Source organism: Herbidospora sp. RD11066, assembly GCF_054661255.1.
Window position 1 is genome coordinate 1,021,376 of sequence record NZ_BAAGDO010000002.1, and the last position, 15,430, is coordinate 1,036,805.

Sequence of the window (15,430 nt, forward strand, 5' to 3'; positions counted from 1 at the left end):
GGATGGGGCCGTACCCGAGGGAGAAGGAGATCGGCATGCGGCTCGCGGTGATCGTCGGCAGTACCCGGCAGGGCAGGTTCGGGCCGACCGTGGCGCGGTGGTTCGCGGAGCATGCGGAGCGCAGGAGCGGCCTCACAGTCGATGTCGTCGATCTGGCGCACGACAACGATCTGGATACCCGCTTCACCGAGGCGGACATGTTCGTGGTGGTCACGCCCGAGTACAACCACAGTTTCCCCGGCCCGCTGAAGGAGGTGATCGACCGCTTCATGGTCCCGTGGGCGGCCAAACCGGTGGGGTTCGTCTCCTACGGCGGCCTCTCCGGAGGGCTGCGGGCGGTCGAGCAGCTCCGGCCGGTCTTCGCCGAACTGCACGCCGTCACGGTCCGCGAGACGGTCAGCTTCCACCAGGCGTGGGACCGCTTCGGGCCCGACGGGGCGCCGATCGATCCGCTCGGATGCGGCGAGGCCGCCGAGCGCCTGCTCGACCAGCTCACCTGGTGGGGGCGGGCCCTGTCCGCCGCCCGCGCCACCACGCCCTACGGAGCTCCCGTTGCCTGACACGATCCTCATCGCCGAATCGGCCACTCCGTGGGAGCCCGCGCCCTGGCCTGAGGGGCTGCTGGAGTTCCGGGTGTACGCCACCGACGACGTCCACCTCGCCTACACCCGCTGGAGCGTCCCCGACCCCGTCTACCTGCGCGGACTCACCGGTTCCGAACCGGTCGCGTTCCACCCCTACCGGAGCGCCCGCCGCGACGACCCGCCCGAGGCGGGGTGTCTGGTCCTGGTCGATGTGCGGTTCGACGGCCCCGATCCGGCCAGGCTCCGCCGCTGGATCGACGCCGTCTTCACCGCGCTGGAGGCCGAGACCGAGCCCCATCCGGGCGGCATCTCGGCCGACTTCCTGGTCTCCGCCGACGGCACCCGCGTGCTCAACTTCGCCGAATGGACCAGCGCCGAAGCGCACGAAAACGCCGTGGCCGGGGGGAACGGCATCGGCCGCAACCCCGAATGGCGGCACGTCCACGACTTCCCCGGAGTGACCGGCAGCGGCTTCCGCCGGTTCCGCACCCCGGTCGGATAGTCAATTCGTTGAATAGGTATGGTGTTGGGCATGTCTCTGCGCCACGCCGTCATGGCCGCCCTGCTGGAGGGTGAGGCCAGCGGTTACGACCTGGCCAAGGGCTTCGACGCCTCGGTCGCGAACTTCTGGATGGCCACGCCCCAGCAGCTCTACCGCGAGCTCGACCGCATGCACGAGGAGGGTCTCGTGCATGCCCGGGTCGTCCATCAGGAGCGGCGTCCCAGCAAGCGCCTGTTCTCCCTCACCGACGACGGACGCCGCGAGCTGCACGCCTTCACGCGGGAGCCGACCCGGCCCGGGGCGATCAGGGAAGACCTGTTCGTGCAGGTCCAGGCGGTCGACGTGGGCGATGCCGCCGCCGTGCGCGCGGCGATCGAGGAGCGGCTCGGGTGGGCCGAGGCCAAGATCGCCCGGTACGACCGCCTCCGGGCCCGCCTCCTCGACGGCCGTACCGAGGAGGAGTTCCTCGACCACGCCGACCGCATCGGGCCCTACCTCACGGTCACCCGAGGGCTGGCCTTCGAACGCGAGAACCGCCACTGGTGCCAATGGGCCCTCAAGGCCCTCGACCGCAGAACGGCCAGATCACGATGACCTACCTGCGTTACGTCGCCATCGGCGACAGCCAGACCGAGGGCCTCAACGACGGAGACGAGATCTCCGGCTACCGGGGCTGGGCCGACCGCCTGGCCGAACACCTCGCGGCGGCCGATCCCGACGTGCGCTACGCCAACCTGGCGGTGCGCGGCCGGCTCGCCGGGCAGATCCGGGCCCAGCAGGTGGCTCCGGCGCTCGCGCTCAAGCCCGATCTGGTGTCGGTGATGGCGGGGATGAACGACATCCCGCGTCCGGGGAGCGATCCGGCCGTCGTCGCCGGGGAGGTGGAGGAGATGATCCGCGCGTTCACCGCCACCGGCGCGACCGTGCTGACCTTCACGTTCCCGAACATCGCGGTGATCGCGCCGATGGCCCGGCGCTTCCTGCCCAAGGTCCTCGACTTCAACGACCGGCTCCGCGACGCCTCGAAGCGGCACGGCGCGATCGTGGTCGACACCTTCCCCTACCCCGTCTCCACCGACGCGAGGTTGTGGAGCCGCGACCGGCTCCACGCCGCTCCCCTGGGCCACGAACGCATCGCCGCCGCCGCAGCCCACGCGCTGGGCCTGCCCGGCAGCGACCTGGCCTGGGCCGGGGAGCTCCCGCCGGTGCGCCGCCCGAACGCCCTGCTGCGCACCGGCGCCGAGGTGCGCTGGGCGGCGGCGTTCCTCGGACCATGGGCGATCCGCCGGATCAGGGGCCGCTCCTCCGGCGACGGCCGGACCGCCAAACGCCCTGACCTGCTGCCGGTCGTCAGAGCAGGGTCGACAGCTCCGCCTTGGTGAAGGTCAGCTGGGCGACGCGGGTCTTGGGTTCCTTCAGGAACTGGACGTACGCCGCCAGGTAGAAGGGGTCGTTCACCACGAGGTCCTTCACGTGGTCCTTGCCGGGCGAGGTGGCGCGGTGGCGCGCGAACCACGGGTCGATGACGAAGCACAGGTCGCCCCACTGGTCGACCTTGTCGGCGTCGCCGGTGCGGTCGCGGCCGACGACGGCGAAGGCGTGCCCTGGGCTCTTGTCGATGTGGGCGAACAGCTCGACGACGCCGTCTTCTGGGAGGAGATCGGCGTGCTCGGCGACCCAGCCGATCGCGCCGCAGGTGAACATGGTGCAGACGCCGCCCTTCATGTCCTTCAGCAGCTGACGGCCGTAGGTCAGGTACTCCTTCTTGGTCTGGACGCGTAACTTCTCGACGATCTCGTGGGTCATCTGCCCCCAGGTGCCTTCGAGATCGAGGAGCCCGGCCTTCTTCGCGAACGCCACCAGGTTGAGTTTCTGCTGGCCCGGCGCGGCGTAGGTGATCTTGTCGGCGACGAACTCGGGCACCCCTGAGACCCCGGAACCACCGGCGAACGGCGGGGCCGACTCCTCGGTGATCGACTTCGAGGCGTTCCACACTTTGGCCTTCGCGAGCGGGGTGAGCAGCAGCCCTTCGTTGATCGACGCCATCGCGTTGGTCTTGGCCTGTGCGGGGGTGGTCATGAATCCTCCAGGTTCGCCGGAAACGCCTGCGCAGCTTCTCACCCGGGCCGCCACGCGACAAGGACCGTTCCATTCCCGGATGATCTCGGTTTGTCGGTGGCAAGATCTAGTGTCCCGGCCATGACTTCAGCGACGCAGGCGTACTCGTACGCCGCGCCCTCCTCTCTTGTCGACGGTCGTCTCGGATTGGCGACCTCCGGCGGCCGGGCCCTGTCCGGTCCGGCCGTGGCCCCCCGGTTCTTCAGCGGGGTGGTGACGCAGACGGCACCCGCCGCGGCCGCCCTGCTCGGCGTCGCCGATGTGGCGCTGGCCCGCTACCACCAGCCGCAGGCGCGGCCCGGCTGGGTGCGCGACCCGGTGGTGACGTGCAACGGAGACCGGTTGCGGTTCGAGTCGTTCTCGGCCTGCGGCGGCGTCTACGCCCGGCTCGATCTCCTGCAAGGCGCCCTCGACGGCGAGGTCTTCGACCGGGGCACCACCAACGTCGACGTGAACGCCCCGCTCCGCGAGGCGCTGGCCCGCATCGGCGCGCGCGACCCGATGCACCTGGGCGTCGGGCTCGACGAACTGGTCGTGACCACGATGGACGGCGCCGTCGTGGAGAAGAAGGTGCCGCTGCCCGAGCGCTGGCTGCGCGGCTTCGCCGAGGTGCAGGTCATCGCCTCGGGCATGGACCAGCGCGGTGAGCTGACCGGGATGGCGGCGGTGCGGTTCCTGCGCGGGCTGCCCAGGAAGGGCACCGTGTGGGTGGCCCAGTCGGGGCGCGACCTGAAGGTCACCGACCGCCACGTGCCGGGGTCGGTGCAGCTCGCCGGTCCGAACCGGCTCGGCACCCTCCTGCCCCTGCTTCGCTTCGCGAAGTCCCTTCGTGTGTACGGCCCGAGCGACGCCGCCTCCAGCGCGTGGGAGCTGGAGCTGCCGGGCATGCGGTACACCCTCACCCTCTCCCCCGAACGCTGGCGCGGTTTCTCCGGCGAGGGCGCGGTGCTCGACGACCTGGCCACCGACGAGGCCGAGAACGACGCCGACGTCGTGGGCATGCTGCTCAACTTCGAGCCCGAGGTCGAGATCGGCCTGCTGGCCGACCGCGCGGGCATCCCCGCCGACCGGGTGCGGGCCGCGCTGACCCAGCTCGGCGCGGCCGGCCGGGTCGGTTACGACCTCTCCGAGGCCGCCCACTTCCACCGTGAGCTGCCCTACGACAAGGACAACGTGATCCTGCTCAACCCCCGGCTGGCCAAGGCGCGCAGGCTCGCCGACGCGGGCGCCGTGCGGCTGGAGGGCGAGCTGGCCACCGTCCGGACCGATGGCGGGATCCGCCGGGTCTCGCTGTCCGACGGTTCGTGCACCTGCGAGTGGTGGTGGGACCATCGCGGTTCGCGGGGGCCGTGCAAGCACGTGCTAGCCGCCCGGATCGTCAGCCGCACCGCCGTGGCGGTGCCGCGATGACCCTCTGGACGGAGATCCGCGACCTCGTCACCGGCGAGCGGCTCGGCCCGCTGGCCGACCGGCTCGTCGCCCTCACCGACGACGAACGCGCCGAGCTGGCCGAGAGGTTACCCGGCCTGGTCGAGGAGCTGCGCGAGGCCCGCGCCGAGCAGACGCGCCTCACGTATCCGGACGAGTTCGAGGAGATGGTCTCCTGGGAGATCCGCGACATGCTCGACGAACTGGCCAGCGCGCTGCTGCTGGTCGGGGTCGGCGTCATCGGCGGCCCGGCCGCCGCCGTGACCTGGATGATGGGCCGCGACGTCAACCGCCGCCGGGCCGAGACCATCGACGTCGCCCAGGTGTGCCGGGTGGCGGCCACCCGCCCCCTCGAATGGCGGCGCGACGTCGCGGTCCGGCTGGCCCAGCGGATCCGCGTCTCCGGCGACCGCGTCGCACGACTGGCCGTGGCGCTGCTGCGCGAGTCGGGCGCGGTGCCGCCCCACCACGACCCGCTCGTGGCGGCATGGCTGACCACACCGCCCGTGGCCGGCGACCCGCTGGCCCCGGTGCTGCTGCCGCGTGTCTTCGGCGCCGAGGGCGCGGGCCGCGTGCTGCGCGACGAGCGGCTGGAGCCGGAGCCGACCCACTGGCTGGCCACCGCCGCCCGCGAACTGCCCAGGGACGAGGCGCTCGACGGGTGCGTGAGCCGGTTCCTGCGCGGCGGTGAGGCGCAGGACCTGCGGTTCTTCGTCCGGCTGCACACCCTGCTCGCCCCTTCGCCCGAGGAGTCCGAGCCCCGGCTGCGCGACTACCTGCGGATGCTGCCGTCGGCCCCGGGCCCGGTCGCCGAACTGGCCGCCGGGCAGGTGCGCGGGGCGGCGCTCGACCACGCCGACGTGGTCGAGGCCGTCGAGGCGCTGACCTTCCGCGAGGAGGCCAAGTTCGCCGCGATGGGCCTGCGCTGGCTCGACCAGACGATCCGGGCCACCCCCGAGGTGGCCGCCGATTTCGTTCCGGCGTTGACCACTGCGTACACGCACAAGTCGTTCGACGTGCGCAACCGCTCGGCGGAGCTGACCCTGAAGCACGCCGCTCTGTTCGCCGGCCACAGTGAGACGCTCCTCGACGGCGCCCGCCACCTGCCCGCCGAGCTCGCCGCGAAGCTGGCCGAGCGGTTCGGCGGCGAGGCCCCGGCCGAGGAGTTGCCGGAGGCCAGGGAGTTCCCGCCGCTGCCCGAGGTGCCCTCGCCGGAGCCGTTCCCCCAGCCGTCGCTCCTCCCGAACTACCACGAGCGGTGGATCGGCTGGGAGCGCTGGATGGCGGCGTTCGTCGCCGGGGTCGCGGAGAACCGCACGAACCTGCGCCGCACCCTGAGGCGGCACCTCGACCAGCAGCCGCGGCACGAGCGGAACCGGGATCAGATCACCGACCCCGACGACTGGCAGACCGTGCTGACCGAGGAGATCGTCACGCCCGGCTCCCTGCCGGAGATCCCTCCTCGTGGCCCGGAGAAGTTCTGGGACGACGCGAGCCATTCGGTCTCGGTCCGCGCGGTCACCCGGGGCGAGGAGCTCCGGCTGGAGCCGCCGAAGCGGCGGATCACCGTGGCGGGCCGCTGGCGTCCCGGCCGCTACCTCGACGACGACACCCCGCTGCGCGTCATCTTCATCACCTGGACCAGCGACGACGGCCCGGCCGGAGCCGTGGCCGTCGAGCGCGGCGAACGCGTCCCCTTCGCCAACGGCCGCGTCCACCTGTACGGAAGCCCCTCCGACGACGTTCCCGAGCCGACCTACGACGAGTTCGACGAATACGACATCGACGAGGAGGACGACGAGGACTTCGACGAGGTACCCCGCGAGCGTCACCCGGTCGAGCCCGGAGTCCTCTACGACGACTCGGTGGAGGCCATGCCCGGGCACGCCCTGTACGGCGTCTGGGAGCGCATGGCCGAGCTGGGCGTCAGCCCGGCCCGGATCCACGCCATGAAGAGGGGCCTGCCTGCGCCCCCGCCCGGCCCGGACGAGCCGCTGGTGGCGGTCACCGTCGGCTTCGTCCCTCCCCGGTTGCGCTCCTTCCAGCCCGCCGAACTCCCTCCTCAGCACGAGTGGCGCCGACGGCACCGGCTTCCGCACCCGGAACACCTCTCGCCGCCGTCCGACTTCCTGGTCAACCGCTACGCGGAGCTGTACGAGGCGCTGATCGCCGGAACGCTGCCGCCGGTGCTGCTGGCCACGCCGACGTGGATGACCGGACACCTCGACGCCGACGTGCTGGTCGACCGGCTGGAGACCTGCGCCGGCGCGGGCGTCGAGCCGCTGCGGGCCGACCTGACGCAGGCGCTGCTGCGGCTGCCCCGGGGTGCCCACCCGGCCGCCGCCGACCGGGCCGCGAAGGTCGATTCCGCAGCCGCGCGCAGGGCGGCCGCCTGGCTGGCCGGGCCGGGTATGCCCGACCCGGAGGCCGGTTTCCAGTGGACTCACATGGACGGCGCGTCGATGGTCCCGTTCGGTGACGACGAGCCCGAACACTTTCACGAGGTCCGGCTGACGCCGGTGCTGCAGGCCACGTCCACCGGCGACGAGCTGATCGACGAGGTCCTGCTGCGGCAGCCGCCCGACTGGGCGAACGAGGAGCTGGGCAGCGGACTCGAGGGGTGGCCGTCCATGCTGCCCTCGCACCGCGAGGTGGTGGCGGTGAACATGCTGCCGTTCCTGCTCCGCGACCGCTGGTACGCGAGGGTGACCACGCGCGAGCTGTCCCGCCTGGCCGCCTCCGACGGGCCCATGGGCGAGGCGACCGCGGTGATCTTCGCCTACCAGCTGGCGGGCCGCGTGCCCGGGACGATCCCGGTCATCCTGCAGATGGCGGCCAGGGGCAACCTGCCCGCCGAGGCGATGGGCCGCCAGCTCGCGCTGGTGATCCGGCGCACCTGGATCGAGACCCGGCCCGTCATCGCGGTGCTCACCGAACTGGCCGAGGCCGGTGGTCACCACGTGGTCTGGCGCATCCTGCGCGCCCTGCTGCCCGAGCTGCTTCCGGGCGAAGACCAGCGCATCACGGTCACCCACTCCGATCTGGTCGCCTTCGCCGCCGACGTCGCGGTGTGGTCGGGCGCGCGCGACGAGATCCCGGTGATCACCGAGTTCGCCGCGAGCCGCCGCACGATCCGCTTCATCCGTGAGTGCAAGCGTCTGCACGCCCAGCTCACCGGAGCCACGTCATGAGCCCGGTCTGGGAGGAGATCAAGGGTCTCGTCCAGAAATGTGATCTTGACGGGCTCGCCGCCCGGCTGCCCGCGCTGACCGGCGACGAGCGCGCCGACGTCGCGGCCCGGCTGCCCGGCCTCTTCACCGACGGGACCGCCTGGCCGCTGCTGAGCGGCTCGTTCACGTTCGGCGAGGTCGACTGGGTCGGGACGGAGGACGTTCCCGGCGGCACCGAGGCCCTCATGACGGTGGGCGCGGCGACCATCTCCGGGGCCGCCGCCGCGGTCACCTGGCTGATGCGGAGCGAGTTCCACCGCCCGTGGTCGCCCACGCCCGACGCGCGGCGGCTGAGTGCGGCGATCTCCGGGCGTCCGGAGAAGTGGCGGGCCGATCTCGTGACGCGGCTGGTGCGGCGGATCCGCCGGACCGACGACGATGGAGTGCCGCTGGCCCTCGGGCTGCTGCGCGAGACGGAGGTGGTGCCGCCCGACCACGAGCCGCTGCTCGCCGCGTGGCTGGCGGCCGAGGTGGTCGTCGGCGACCCGCTGACGCCCCGTCTGCTGCCGCAGATCTTCGAGGCGGCGGGGGCGGGGCGGGCCCTCGTCGAGGAGACGCTCACCCCGGAGCCCTCGTGGTGGCTGGCCCTGACCGCCCGCGCGCTGCCCCGCGCGACCGTCCTGGACGGGTGCGTGAGCCGGTTCCTGCGCGGTGGCGAGCCTGCGGACCTGCGGTTCTTCGTCCGGCTGCATCACCTGCTCGACCCCTCGCCCGAGGAGTCCGCGCCCCGGCTGCGCGACTATCTGCGGCTGCTGCCGTCGGCGCCCGGCCCGGTGGCCGACCTGGCCGCCACGCAGGTGCGGCGGTCGATGCCGCTGGAGCACGCCGACCTGGTGGAGGCGGTCGAGGCGCTGACCTTCCGGCCCGAGGCGAAGATGGCGTCCTCCGGGCTGCGGTGGCTGGCGCGGTCGATCCGCACGTCGCCGGAGACGGCGGGCGATTTCGTGGGGGCGTTGACGACGGCGTACGCGCACACGTCGTTCGACGTCCGCGACCGGGCGACCGGGCTGACCCTCAAGCACGCCGACCTGTTCGCCGACCACGCGGAGACGATCCGCGAGGCGATCCCGCTGCTGACCGCCGACCATGGGGCGCGCCTGGCCGCCCGGTTCGGCGGTGAGGCCCTCGTCGAGGCGAAGGAGTTCCCGCCGCTGCCCGAAGTGCCCGAGATCGGCCGGTTCCCCGCGCCGACGCTGTTCCCCGACGAGCCGGAGAGCTGGGTCGGGCGGGAGGGCTGGCTGGCCCGGTTCGTCGAGGAGGCCGCCACCGATCGCGATGCCCTCCGGTCCCGGCTCGACGTGCCGCCGGACGACGGATGGTACGGCGACGGGTCGCGCATCCGCATCGGCCAGTGGCAGGCGTTGCTGGCCACCGAACTCGTGACGCCCAGCGCGCGACCGGAGGTTCCCCAGGCCGAGCCGCAGCGGTACTGGGAGGGCGGAAGCTACTCGACCCTGGTCCGACCTGCTGTGCGCGGCGAGGCCGAGACGGAACAGGCGGATTCGATCCAGACGGTCCTGAGCAGCGGCACCTGGTTCGAGCGCGGCCACTTCCTGGAGGACGACGCCCCGCTGCGCACCATCGTCGTCACCTGGACCAGCGACGAGGGCCCCACCGGTGCGGTCGCCCACGAGAACGGCGAGCCGGTGCCGATGAAGATCAAAAACTGGCACCCCCACCATGGCTTCCGCACCCCTGGGACCGACGACCAGCAGCCCGATTCCGACCTGGGCGAACTGCTCGAAAAGTTCTACTCCGGGCCCGAGCAGGGCTCGGAGATCGCCATCGACATGGGCGCCGACATGGGCGAGCTGATCGAGTTCGGGCCCGACGGGGAGTCGGAGATCTCCTTCGGTACGAGTGAAGCCGAGGGATTCAGGGGCGAAGTCGGCCCGGACATCGACATGAGTGCTGGGCGTGTCATGCGTGGTGCCGGGTTCCCCGCTGAGGAGATCATGCCGCTGTTCGTCCTGGACGACATCTGGGAGGAGCTCACGAATCTCGGGGTCCGCCCCGACCGGGTCGCCGCGATGCGGGCCGGTGCTCCGGTGCCGCCGCCCGGGCCCGGGGAGCCGTTCGCCAGGGTCACCGTCGGATACCATCCGCCGCGGCTGCGTTCCTTCCAGCCCGCGCCGCCGCCTCCCGACGAGGAGCGGCGCCGCCGGAACCGCATGCCGTACCCCGGCCAGGTCTCGCCGTGTCACGAGTTCCTGATCCACCGCCATCTCGAACTGCTGGAGGCCCTCCGTGACGGCAGGCTGCCGCCGGTCCTGCTGGCCACGCCGACCTGGCTGAACGGCCATCTCGACCCCGACGTGCTGGTCGACCGGCTGGAGGTGTGCGCCGCCGCCGGGGTCGAGCCCCTGCCCGCCGACCTGGCGCAGGCGCTCCTGCGCCTCCCCCGGGGCGGTCATCCGGCCGCCGCCGAGAGGGCCGCGGCCATCGGGTCGGCGGCGGCGCGGTCGGCCACCGTGTGGCTGGCCGGAGAGGGGATGCCCGATCCCGAGGTCACGCTCAGGTGGACCTACGTGAAGGGCGGGAACGCGGTCGAGTTCGGGGAGGCCGACTCCGGCGCGTTCGATCACATCCGGCTCGAGTCGGGGATGCGGGCGGCGCCCACCGGCCATCCGCTGATCGACGACCTGCTGCTGCGCCCGTCGCGACCCTGGCGGGACGACTACCACGGCGGCGCGGCCGGAGGGTGGCCGTCGACGCTGCCGTCGCACCGCGAGGTCGTGGCCGCCCACTTCCTGCCGTTCCTGCTCGGGGCCCGATGGGGTGGCAGCCTCGACCCGGTCTTCCTCGACCTTCTGACCATGGCCGACGGCCCGGTCGGTGAGACGACCGACGTGATGGTGGCCGTGCTGCTGGCCACGGCGCCCGCCGGGACGATCCCGCTCGTCCTGCGCATGGCGGCGGCCGGTGACCTGCGCGCCGAGGGGGTCGGCCGGCAGCTCGCGCTGCTGGTCCGCCGCACGTGGATCGAGACGCGCGCGGTCGTCGCGGCCCTCACCGGCCTGGCCGACCAGGGCGGCCACCGGCAGGTGTGGACGATGCTGCGCGTCCTGCTGCCCCAACTGCTGCCGCGCGGAGGCCGCCGCGTCACCGTGGCCGACGCCGAGCTGGTCGCCTTCGCCGCCGAGGTCGCGGCCTGGACCGGCGCCCGTGAGGAGATCCCGGGGATCCGGGAGTTCGCCGGTAGTCGACGCAAGAGCCGATTCGTCCACGAGTGCAGGCGCCTGCACGCCCAGCTCACGGGAGCCTCCGCATGACCGGCATCTGGGACGAGATCAGAGAACTGATCGTCCAGCAGGATGTGCACGGCCTGTCGTTCCGGCTGCCGACGCTGACCGAGGCCGAGCGGGCCGAGGTCGCCGCGCCGCTGCCGGGACTGCTCCGCGAGGTGCTCGAAGACGACGATCAGGACGCCTTCTGGTTCGAGGACGACACCGGGTGGATGACCGACCATACCGAGGCGTTCATGATGACCGGGGCCGCGACCATTTCAGGCGCCGCGGCGGCGGCGACGTGGCTGGCCCGGCGCGACTTCCAGCGGAGCTGGTCGGCGCGGGCCGACCCGGCCCGGATGGTCAGGGTGGTGTCGGGCCGTCCCGTGGCCTGGCGGGCCGATCTCGCGGTGCGGCTGGCGGGGCGGATCCGCCGTCCCGGCGACCGGATCGTGCCGGTGGCGCTGGCCCTGCTCCGGGACAGCGGCGCCGAGCCGCCCGACCACGAGCCGCTGGTGGCGGCCTGGCTCGCCGACGGACGCGTGGCCGGAGATCCGCTGACGCCGCACCTGCTGCCGAAGATCTTCGAGGCGGCCGGGGCCGGGCGGGCCCTCCTGAACGAGAGCCTCACCCCCGCGCCCACCCCGTGGCTGGCCCTGGCCGCCGGGGCGATGCCGCGCGAGCAGGTCCTCGACGGTTGCGTGCGCCGGTTCCTGCTCGGCGGCGACGCGCTCGACCAGCGGTTCTTCGTCCGGTTACACCGGCTGGTGGCGCCCACGCCCGAGGAGTCGTCGGGGCGGGTGCTCGACTACCTGCGGCTGCTGCCGTCGGCTCCGGGCACGGTGGCCGAACTGGCGCTGGAGCAGCTCCGCGGGGCCGGGCCGCTCGACGAGCACGACACGGCCGAGGCGATCGACGCGCTGACGTTCCGGCCCGAGGCGAAGCTGGTCGTGAAGGGCCTGTCCTGGCTCGACCGTGAACTGAAGGCCCACCCGGAGCTCGGCCCCGGCTACCTCACCGCCCTGACGAATGTGTACGGCCACACGTCGCAGGACGTACGGGACAAGGCCGTGACCCTCACCCTCAAACACGCCGCGCTGTTCACCGACCCCGAGCCGATCCTGGCGGCGGCCGACCTGCTGACCCCGGCCCTGGCCCGGCCCCTCGTGGCGCGCTTCACCGAACTCCCCCTGCCGGAGGGCGGCTTCTCCCCCGGCGCGCTGCCCGAGGTGCCGCCCGCGCAGCCGCTCCCCGTCTCTCTTCTGGACGAGGGCGCCCACGAACTCCACCGGTGGGCGGCCGTGGAGTCGTGGCTGGCGGCCTTCGTGACGCTGGCCGCCACGGACAGGGAGGAGCTGGTCAGGCGCCTGTCGCTGCGGTTCGGGAACACCTTCCGGACCCACTTCTACGAGCAGGACACCTGGCGTCGCCCCTTCCACTGGTGCGCCGCGATGGCCAGGGAGATGGTGCGCCCCGGCGACGACATGCGGATCTCGCGCGTCGACCCGGAGCACGTCGTCCACGCCGACATGGCGAAGGAGGCGTTCCCCGGCCTGTCGCAGGAACTCCAGATGGGGCTGTACAGCTCCATGCAGAGCATGGCGACGATGGCGATCCGGCTGTTCCCCGGCTTCCGGACCCTGTTCCCGCTGGAGGAGCTGCCCGAGTGGATGCGCACCGAGATCGTGGCGGCGGTGAAGGCCGACACCCTCGGCTGGGCCCGTGGGCACACCCTGACCTCACGGCTCCCATCGCCGGAGACCTGCTCCCGGCCCGACCACCTCCTGCTCTCCCGCTTCGACGAACTGCTCACCGCGACGAGGAACGGCGCCCTGCCCCCGGTCCTGCTGGCCACCCCGACGAACACCGATGGCCATCTCGACCCGGAGGAACTCGTCCACCGCCTGGAAACCTGCGCGGCGGCGGGCCGCGAACCCCTGGACGCCGACCTGGCGCAGGCGCTGTTGCGACTGCCGCCCGGCCCGCACCCTTCGGCGGCCGAGCGGGCGGGACGGATCGGCTCGGAGGCGGGGAAGGTCGTGGCCGACCTGCTCCGAGGCGGCGGCGTGCCCTCCCCGGAGGCGCGGGCGACCTGGGTGAGTGGCTCGGTCACCGTCGGGTGGCAGGCGCCCGAGCCGACCGGGGTGCCCCACCTCGACGCACTCGTGAAGCCGCCCGTCGCCTGGGCGGACACCGCTCGGGAGCATTCGCGGGACTGGTGGCCGCGCATGCTGCCGTTCCACCGGGAACTGGTCGCCGCCACCATGGTGTCCGGTCTGACCGACCCGCACACGCCTCCGGACCTGACCGAGAACGACCTCCACCGGCTGGCCCGTGCCGACGGCCCGGCGGGTGAGGCGATGGGGCTGCTGGTGGCGGGCCTGCTGACCACGCGCGGCAACACCGTGGTCCCGCCGCTGCTGGAGATGGCGGCGCGCGGGATGATCCCCGCCGATCACGTGGGCCGTCAGCTCGCCCTGCTGGTGCGGCGCACCCGGCTCGAAGCGCCGCCCGCGCTGTCGGCCCTGGAGAACGCGGCCCGGCGCGGCGCGCACGCCGAGGTCTGGGCGATCCTGCGGCACTTCCTGCCGGGCTACCTGCCCGCGCCGGGTGAACGCGCCACCCGCGCGCACACCGAGGTGGTCGGCCTGGCCGCCGACGTCGCCACCTGGGCGAACGCGAAGGGAGAGATCCCGGAGGTCGCCGTGCACGCCGGACGGCGCGGTTCCAGCGGGTTCCTCCGCGCGTGCAAACACCTGCACGCGCTGCTGACCTCAGCGTGACCCTCCCGGTCGCCCGCCCCCGCCGCGCAGGGCGAGGGCGAGCGACCGGGCCCACGGCTCGGTGAACGAGGGCTCCTCGGCGAGGATCCGGGCGATCCGCTCCCGGACGTCGGGCGTGCGCCCCCGCTCGACGAAGCCGATGGCCTGCGCGAGCGCGTCGAGGGTGGGATCGTCGTGCGCCGGGGAGGTGACCGCCTCGTCGGCCCAGCGGGTGCGCCGGAACGAGGCGGTCAGTTTGGGCTGGTAGTTGCCCAGATAGTCCCAGGCCCGGGGGGCGATCGACACGTTGGTGACGTTCCTGCGGGGCAGGTCGGCGGTCCAACCGGCCTCCTGCCACCAGCGCCAGGTGTTCGGGCTGGTCTTCTTCGCCTCGGTGATGCCGAGGAAGCGCAGCTTGAGGCGGATCACGTCCCACGATTCGCGCTCGTCGGCGATCCAGTCGCGCAGGAAACCGTAGAGGTGGGTGAAGGTGTGTCCCTCGTAGACGAGGTCGGCCAGCACGAAGGGGGTCTTCCTGCGGGCCAGCGCGTGGGGGGTCAGGCCCAGGGCCGCCATGTTGGCGCGCAGCTGGCGGATCTCGTGCGGGCCGAGCGGCTCCTCCCAGCGGTGGGAGTAGGGCAGCAGCCGGACCCGCCCGGGACGGCCGGTCGCCGACAGGGCGCCGGAGAGCAGGTCGAAGACGCTGTCGGCCGACCGCCCGACGAAGTGGACGTCACCGTCGCCGCTGCGGGCCAGCACCTTCGCCCCGCACTCGACGATGGTGTCGAGATAGGGCAGGTAGGGTTCGGGGCGCCCGTCGAGCAGGGCGCCGAGCTGATCACGGCGGATCAGATCCCACCGGAACGGGAGATTCGGGGTGGTCATACTCCGGCAAAGTAGTGGCTTTCCTTGAGGTCGGCGGTCAGGGTCGGGCGGGTCGGCTCCCAGCCGACCAGCTCCCGGGTGATCCGCGCGGAGGCGGGCCCGTCGATCCCCCAGAAGCCGCCGAGCCAGCCGAGGTGGTCACCGGCCTGATCGGGGGTGACGGAGACGGCCGGGATGCCCAGGCGGGTGGCGAACGCCTCCGCGACCTCGCGGATCGGCACACCCTCCTCGCCGACCGCATGCAGCACCGACCCGGCCGGCGCCGATTCCAGCGCGAGCCGGAACAGGCGCGCGGCGTCGTCACGGTGGACGGCGGGCCAGCGGTTGGCGCCGTCGCCGACGTAGGCCGCCGCCCCCTTGGCGCGGGCGAAGCCGATCGCCGCCGGGATGAACCCGTTGTCGCCGTCGCCGTGCGTGGCCGGAGGGAGCCGTACGACCGAGGAACGGACACCGCTGTCGGCGAGCGCGAGGGTGTGGCGGGCGTTGTCCATCCGCCCCTGGCCACCGGCGAGCGGGCTGTCGCGGTCGCCCGCGTCGGCCAGCCCGTCGCGCTCGGTCGCGACCACGCCGGGCGGAAGCCCGAGCACGCCGAGGATGCCGGACGCGATGACGAAGGGCTTCCCGGTCAGGGCCGCCCCGAGCGCCTCGATCGCCGCGCGGTCGGCGGCGGACGCCGCCGCGTAGTCGCCGGAGA

General features: G+C 73.0%; 11 protein-coding genes. 8 read left to right on the forward strand and 3 right to left on the reverse strand.

Annotated features, from left to right (window positions below; genetic code table 11):
* The first annotated feature begins 2 nt into the window (after window positions 1–2).
* Genes ACYQ78_RS10430 through ACYQ78_RS10445 form a run of 4 tightly spaced genes read left to right on the forward strand, consistent with a single transcriptional unit; the run spans window position 3 to window position 2,468 of the window.
* Entirely contained in the window at window positions 3–560 is a 558-nt protein-coding gene (locus tag ACYQ78_RS10430; protein WP_459800556.1) for an NADPH-dependent FMN reductase, read from the forward strand.
* The gene (locus ACYQ78_RS10435; RefSeq protein ID WP_459800557.1) at window positions 553–1,086 is read left to right on the forward strand and encodes an antibiotic biosynthesis monooxygenase; all 534 of its coding nucleotides are present in this window, start codon (window positions 553–555) and stop codon (window positions 1,084–1,086) included. Before ACYQ78_RS10430 ends, ACYQ78_RS10435 begins: the two co-directional genes overlap by 8 nt.
* A 30-nt stretch (window positions 1,087–1,116) precedes the next feature.
* Window positions 1,117–1,680, forward strand: a complete 564-nt coding sequence (locus tag ACYQ78_RS10440; RefSeq protein ID WP_459800558.1) for a PadR family transcriptional regulator — start codon at window positions 1,117–1,119, stop codon at window positions 1,678–1,680.
* The gene (locus tag ACYQ78_RS10445; protein WP_459800559.1) at window positions 1,677–2,468 is read left to right on the forward strand and encodes an SGNH/GDSL hydrolase family protein; all 792 of its coding nucleotides are present in this window, start codon (window positions 1,677–1,679) and stop codon (window positions 2,466–2,468) included. Before ACYQ78_RS10440 ends, ACYQ78_RS10445 begins: the two co-directional genes overlap by 4 nt.
* On the opposite strand, the gene ACYQ78_RS10450 is transcribed toward ACYQ78_RS10445, so the two are convergent.
* Window positions 2,437–3,165 carry a hypothetical protein gene (locus tag ACYQ78_RS10450; protein ID WP_459800560.1) on the reverse strand — a complete coding sequence of 243 codons (729 nt, stop codon included), beginning with the start codon at window positions 3,163–3,165 and terminating at the stop codon, window positions 2,437–2,439. The two genes, ACYQ78_RS10445 and ACYQ78_RS10450, sit on opposite strands and share 32 nt — an antisense overlap.
* Window positions 3,166–3,285: 120 nt before the next feature.
* On the opposite strand from ACYQ78_RS10450, the gene ACYQ78_RS10455 reads away from it, so the two are divergent.
* The 4 genes from ACYQ78_RS10455 to ACYQ78_RS10470 are packed head-to-tail and all read left to right on the forward strand — an operon-like array spanning window position 3,286 to window position 13,872.
* Window positions 3,286–4,614 carry an SWIM zinc finger family protein gene (locus tag ACYQ78_RS10455; protein WP_459800561.1) on the forward strand — a complete coding sequence of 443 codons (1,329 nt, stop codon included), beginning with the start codon at window positions 3,286–3,288 and terminating at the stop codon, window positions 4,612–4,614.
* On the forward strand, window positions 4,611–7,823 hold the full coding sequence (locus ACYQ78_RS10460; protein ID WP_459800562.1) for a hypothetical protein: 3,213 nt from the start codon (window positions 4,611–4,613) through the stop codon (window positions 7,821–7,823). Before ACYQ78_RS10455 ends, ACYQ78_RS10460 begins: the two co-directional genes overlap by 4 nt.
* Entirely contained in the window at window positions 7,820–11,134 is a 3,315-nt protein-coding gene (locus tag ACYQ78_RS10465; RefSeq protein ID WP_459800563.1) for a hypothetical protein, read from the forward strand. Before ACYQ78_RS10460 ends, ACYQ78_RS10465 begins: the two co-directional genes overlap by 4 nt.
* A complete protein-coding gene (locus tag ACYQ78_RS10470; RefSeq protein ID WP_459800564.1) occupies window positions 11,131–13,872 on the forward strand; it encodes a hypothetical protein in 2,742 nt (913 codons plus the stop codon). The genes ACYQ78_RS10465 and ACYQ78_RS10470 overlap by 4 nt, the downstream gene beginning before the upstream one ends.
* Here ACYQ78_RS10470 and ACYQ78_RS10475 read toward each other — a convergent pair.
* Together ACYQ78_RS10475 and ACYQ78_RS10480 are read right to left on the reverse strand one after the other, a co-directional pair.
* The gene (locus tag ACYQ78_RS10475; protein WP_459800565.1) at window positions 13,864–14,736 is read right to left on the reverse strand and encodes a hypothetical protein; all 873 of its coding nucleotides are present in this window, start codon (window positions 14,734–14,736) and stop codon (window positions 13,864–13,866) included. The genes ACYQ78_RS10470 and ACYQ78_RS10475 overlap by 9 nt on opposite strands.
* Entirely contained in the window at window positions 14,733–15,323 is a 591-nt protein-coding gene (locus ACYQ78_RS10480) for a Rossmann-fold NAD(P)-binding domain-containing protein (protein WP_459800566.1), read from the reverse strand. The genes ACYQ78_RS10475 and ACYQ78_RS10480 overlap by 4 nt, the downstream gene beginning before the upstream one ends.
* Window positions 15,324–15,430: the final 107 nt, after the last annotated feature.

Coding starts and splice junctions, on each gene's coding strand:
- ACYQ78_RS10445 (WP_459800559.1), top strand. CDS start 1,677: ATGACCTACCTGCGTTACGTCGCCATCGGCGACAGCCAGACCGAGGGC.
- ACYQ78_RS10440 (WP_459800558.1), top strand. CDS start 1,117: ATGTCTCTGCGCCACGCCGTCATGGCCGCCCTGCTGGAGGGTGAGGCC.
- ACYQ78_RS10430 (WP_459800556.1), top strand. CDS start 3: ATGGGGCCGTACCCGAGGGAGAAGGAGATCGGCATGCGGCTCGCGGTG.
- ACYQ78_RS10460 (WP_459800562.1), top strand. CDS start 4,611: ATGACCCTCTGGACGGAGATCCGCGACCTCGTCACCGGCGAGCGGCTC.
- ACYQ78_RS10455 (WP_459800561.1), top strand. CDS start 3,286: ATGACTTCAGCGACGCAGGCGTACTCGTACGCCGCGCCCTCCTCTCTT.
- ACYQ78_RS10470 (WP_459800564.1), top strand. CDS start 11,131: ATGACCGGCATCTGGGACGAGATCAGAGAACTGATCGTCCAGCAGGAT.
- ACYQ78_RS10450 (WP_459800560.1), bottom strand. CDS start 3,165: ATGACCACCCCCGCACAGGCCAAGACCAACGCGATGGCGTCGATCAAC.
- ACYQ78_RS10465 (WP_459800563.1), top strand. CDS start 7,820: ATGAGCCCGGTCTGGGAGGAGATCAAGGGTCTCGTCCAGAAATGTGAT.
- ACYQ78_RS10475 (WP_459800565.1), bottom strand. CDS start 14,736: ATGACCACCCCGAATCTCCCGTTCCGGTGGGATCTGATCCGCCGTGAT.